4 protein-coding genes are annotated in these 5,005 nt (G+C 51.9%); all 4 read left to right on the plus strand.

The window, feature by feature from the left end; translation table 11 throughout:
• The first annotated feature begins 757 nt into the window (after positions 1-757).
• Entirely contained in the window at positions 758-1,276 is a 519-nt protein-coding gene (locus V6D20_13675; protein HEY9816829.1) for an NYN domain-containing protein, read from the plus strand.
• A 359-nt stretch (positions 1,277-1,635) separates the two neighbouring features.
• Entirely contained in the window at positions 1,636-3,264 is a 1,629-nt protein-coding gene (locus V6D20_13680) for a 2-isopropylmalate synthase (GenBank protein HEY9816830.1), read from the plus strand.
• Between the two features lie 193 nt (positions 3,265-3,457).
• Positions 3,458-3,751 carry a hypothetical protein gene (locus V6D20_13685; protein ID HEY9816831.1) on the plus strand — a complete coding sequence of 98 codons (294 nt, stop codon included), beginning with the start codon at positions 3,458-3,460 and terminating at the stop codon, positions 3,749-3,751.
• A 404-nt stretch (positions 3,752-4,155) separates the two neighbouring features.
• Positions 4,156-5,005: hypothetical protein (locus tag V6D20_13690; GenBank protein HEY9816832.1), on the plus strand; the 850-nt coding region annotated here is incomplete at its 3' end.

The following is a 5,005-nucleotide window of genomic DNA, read 5'->3' on the forward strand; positions in this document are numbered from 1 at the left end:
CCAGCGATCGCCCCGAAACCCTAGATCGCGACTTTCTTACCGCATCGGCCCAGCGAGTGTGGGGCGCGGTCATCACCCTGCTGACCACAACCAGTACAACGGACGAACCCCTGTAGGTAACCCAGGAAGGTCTTGGGGCGACGGCAATTGTCAGCGATCGCCGTGGACTGGGTCAAAAACCTGCAAGTCTAGGATCTGACCTGAAGATGGATTTCCTATAATTAAACTAGTGTCGTGTCTCCAACATGATTAGGTTCATGGAGAGGCACACTGTCAATCAAATCGTTATGCAAATGCTGTTATGGTAGCTCGGTTGGGATCATCGACTAAACCATGGGTGCTCCTAAGCTGCTTCATATCCTGAGTCAGCTTAGCTCTATCAACGTCACCTGTTGAACATAAACCCCATCTAAAGCCATTCTATTGAGATTGACTTAGCTCTAGCGTTTATTCCAAGCATCCTACGGTGGTTGTTTGCCCCCACGGCGCGCTTAGGTTCCATGGACAACCTTTGTCTAGGAAGCGGGCGGCGATCGCTTGTGATTGGTGAAAACCCATCTCACGATCAAGCCACATTAGGGTCTGACTCGGGCCTACCCATAGAACTAGTCCATGGGGCATGGGCACATCCGTGATGATCAACGGGCGCGATCGCCCAAAGGCCATGCTTGCTCACGGATCTGCCCCGTTGGCTGTCCCCTGTTCAACACCTGAGTCCATGACATCAGCTTAAGTCCACTTATTACGTTTGACCTTTATGTCTAGTCTTACAAACCGTCTCTCTATCTTTGTAGACGGGAACAATATGTTCTATGCTCAGCAAAAAAATGGCTGGTTCTTTGACCCCAAAAGGGTTTTAGAGTATTTTACTAATCCTTCCGATGTGCGCCTGATTAATGCTTTTTGGTATACCGGGCTCAAGGATGCCCAAGACCAACGGGGTTTTCGGGATGCGTTGATTAGCCTAGGCTATACCGTGCGCACCAAGATCCTGAAGGAATATTATGACGATACCTCTGGGCGCTATTCCCAAAAGGCCAATCTTGATATTGAAATCGTCGTGGATATGTTCAACACGGTCGATCAGTATGATTGCGTCATTTTGTTTAGCGGTGATGGAGATTTTGAGCGAGCCATTGAACTGCTGCGCTCCAAGAATACCCATATCACAGTGGTGTCTACAGAAGGCATGATTGCGCGGGAACTACGCAACGCCACCGATCGCTATATTGACCTCAATGACATTCGCTCCCAAATTGAGAAAGTAGACGGTTAAGCGATCGCTGGCATCCTACCAGCCCCTCATCTCCAACCCCTGACGCCCAGCATGGGAGAAAGGGAGCCATATCTCCATTCCTCTACCTTGTGGGCAGAAGAATGGAGGTGAGACATGGAAGGCGAGGGGCCTGGCATCTTGGGCTCCCGATGTTGGAATGCCTCGATCGGAAACTGAAGGCTTAGAATAGGTTGTAATCGGTCTATCACATCGCGGTAGACCATGTTTAATCAAGGCATGTCCATCTGCAGTGAAGGGGCTAACAACCACCCATGACCAGCGGAGAAGAGCCTTGATCGTTCGCAACGTTATGTCCATGACTGTTATTGTCCAAGTTTTGAATACTTAGTGAATCACCCATGAACACCCAGTCTCAGCCCGACCGCATTATCATTTTCGATACGACGCTTCGCGATGGTGAACAATCGCCCGGTGCAACGCTAAACGTCGAAGAAAAGCTAGCGATCGCTCGGCAACTGGCACGACTGGGTGTAGACGTGATTGAAGCCGGATTCCCCTTTGCCAGCCCTGGCGACTTTGAAGCGGTGCAGAAAATTGCCCAGCAGGTGGGCACGGAGGACGGCCCTACCATCTGCGGCTTAGCCCGCGCCACCCGACAAGATATCCAGGCAGCGGCCGATGCTGTCAGTCCAGCAGCCAAGCCCCGGATCCACACCTTCATCGCCACGTCGGATATTCACTTGGAATATAAGCTACGCAAGACCCGCGCCGAGGTGTTAGCGATCGCTGAAGAGATGGTAGGCTTTGCCAAGTCCTTTGTAGACGATGTGGAATTTTCGCCGGAAGATGCCGGTCGCTCCGATCCCGAGTTTTTGTATCAAGTGTTGGAACGAGCGATCGCTGCTGGAGCCACCACCATCAATATCCCCGACACCGTCGGCTATACAACGCCTAGCGAATTTGGGGCGATCATTCGCGGCATCACTGAACATGTGCCCAACATTGACCAAGCGATTATTTCTGTCCATGGTCACAATGACTTGGGCTTGGCCGTGGCTAACTTCCTAGAAGCCGTGAAAAATGGCGCTCGCCAGCTTGAATGCACCATCAACGGCATTGGCGAACGGGCCGGCAATGCGGCGCTGGAAGAATTGGTGATGGCGCTACATGTGCGTCGTCAGTATTTCAATCCTTTCTTGGGTCGTCCTGCCGAATCGGAAGCGCCCCTCACCAACATCGACACCCGGCAGATCTATAAGACCTCCCGCATGGTCTCCAACTTGACGGGCATGTTTGTGCAGCCCAACAAAGCGATCGTGGGTGCCAATGCCTTTGCCCATGAGTCTGGTATCCACCAAGATGGCGTCCTGAAGCATAAGCTCACCTACGAAATCATGGATGCCCAGTCCATTGGGCTCACTGATAATCAAATCGTCTTGGGCAAGCATTCCGGGCGCAATGCCTTCCGCACCCGTCTCAAGGAGCTGGGCTTTGAGTTGGGCGATCAGGAACTCAATCGCGCCTTCCTCCGCTTTAAAGAGTTGGCGGACAAGAAGAAGGAGATCACCGATTGGGATCTGGAAGCGATCGTCAACGATGAAATTCAACATACCCCGGCTCGCTACCAGCTTGAGCACCTGCAGGTGTCCTGCGGCGATCATTCTAAGCCCACGGCAACGGTCACCCTGTTGACCCCCGATGGTCAAGAACTCACCGATGCGGCGATTGGCACGGGGCCTGTGGATGCGGTCTATCGCGCCATCAACCGAGTCATCGACCTGCCCAATGAGCTGATTGAGTTCTCCGTGCAGTCGGTAACCGCAGGCATTGATGCCATTGGGGAAGTGACGGTGCGGGTGCGCCATGAGGATCGAATTTTCTCCGGGCACTCCGCCAACACCGATATTGTAGTGGCCTCCGCCCATGCCTACGTCAATGCCCTGAACCGCTTGTCCTTTGTGCTGGAACAGGGGCGATCGCTCCATCCCCAGCATCCCGTGACCGAAGCCGTTGCTCAACAAGCCTAAGGATTGCTCTAGGCTAAATACGCAAGCAGACCTAGAACGGGGTCAAGGTCTGCTTGCGCTGTTTTCTATCCTGATGAGGATAGCTTGATCACGGCAGAAAACAGTTCCGTTTCCAGTTGTGCTTCGTGTTTATTTCTTGATCAGAAATAATACTGAAGCTTTTGAGAGCACGTAGTATTCAGCACTTAAATTCATGCGGGTAATACTGAGCGATCGCCTCCTGTTGATACACAAAGATGATGTCCCACAGTTCAAAAAAGGGGGATCAACCGTTCGCAATACGTTTTTTTGGGCGCTGCGTTCCATTGCCGGTGCTGCGCCCCGCGATCGCGATTGGGAGTTTGAGGCAGAGGTCTGGATTGCCCTAGGTCGTCTGCTCATCAGCTTTAGCGAGTCTGGGTATTTACCGCTGTCGGAAACCATGCTGGAATTTGATGACGAGGTTGACATTCCAGATGTTTTACGTAGTGCTTCCATTCGCCGCTGACATGCTCAGTTTTGTGAAGCGCAAGTGAAGTTCTCACCCAAATTCACTAAAGGTTAAAAAAAAGACTTAACCCAGAGAATTGAAGTTGATATGGTGAAGAAGTCAGGCACGATTTCTGCGTTGCCCCCATCCTCGCGCAGAATGATAGGTTGAACAACTCAACTAAGATGTCGTGCAGAAGACGCTCTGAACTTACCATCCATCTTCATTAACGAGCTGAATATACACATATAACGAGCCAGGGATGGTTGCCATGAGGTCATACGCTCATATCCCGAGCTATGCTGCCGAAGGCATGATAGGAAGCCAAGCAACCCGGTCAAGAAAAGCTTTTATATATTCAAGCTAAGCGTTGCGCTCTAAGCGAAAAAATACTGAGATACAGACTGCATTCAGGAGACACCATGAAGTTCATAGCATTTCTACCATCTTTGTTGGCTGCTAGTAGTGTAGCGATCGCCACCGCGTTACCCGCTACGGCTGCCACCCTAGTGCCCGGGTCAACCGATACCTATCAGTTTGAAAACACCTTTCCAACAACCGATACCAATCTCTCCGGTGATTCCTTCGCAAATGCGTTTCGCTTTCGAGTCACATCATCCTCGGAAGGTACTGTTCTTTTCCGGTTCTTAGTCGCTCCGACCGCCGGCGTAAACTACTTTGTCAGCCAGATTTACTTCAACTACTTCAACCCAGACGCCACATCGCCCCTCCTTTCTAATCCTGTGATTGGCGTCAATAATGTTGGGATTGTCAACTTCCAGGAAACCTCCGGTAACTTGTCTCAGGGTGATGATCCAGGCGTTGGCTTCCTAGCTGAAAACACCTTCTTCAGCGCAGGGGTCAACTCCAGCAATATAGGTAACCGCTTAAGCGGTGGAGAGACCCTAGGCATTCGCTTTACAGGAGATTTGGCAGCAGTCTTGGCTGCTCTTGAGTCCAATACTCTGAGAATTGGTTTGGATGTGCAAGGATTTCCTGATGGCAGTGATTTGTTTGTGAGTGGCCCATCACCCGTGGTTGAAGAGCCGCCCGTCGTCGAAGAACCGCCAGTCATCGAAGAGCCACCCGTGGTCGAAGAACCGCCAGTCGTCGAAGAGCCGCCAGTGGTTGAAGAACCGCCAGTCGTCGAAGAGCCGCCAGTGGTTGAAGAACCGCCCGTCGTTGAAGAACCGCCCGTTGTCGAAGAGCCACCCGTCGTCGAAGAACCACCCGTCGTCGAAGAACCACCCGTCGTCGAAGAACCACCCGTCG

It is taken from the genome of Candidatus Obscuribacterales bacterium (assembly GCA_036703605.1).
Taxonomy (GTDB): domain Bacteria; phylum Cyanobacteriota; class Cyanobacteriia; order RECH01; family RECH01; genus RECH01.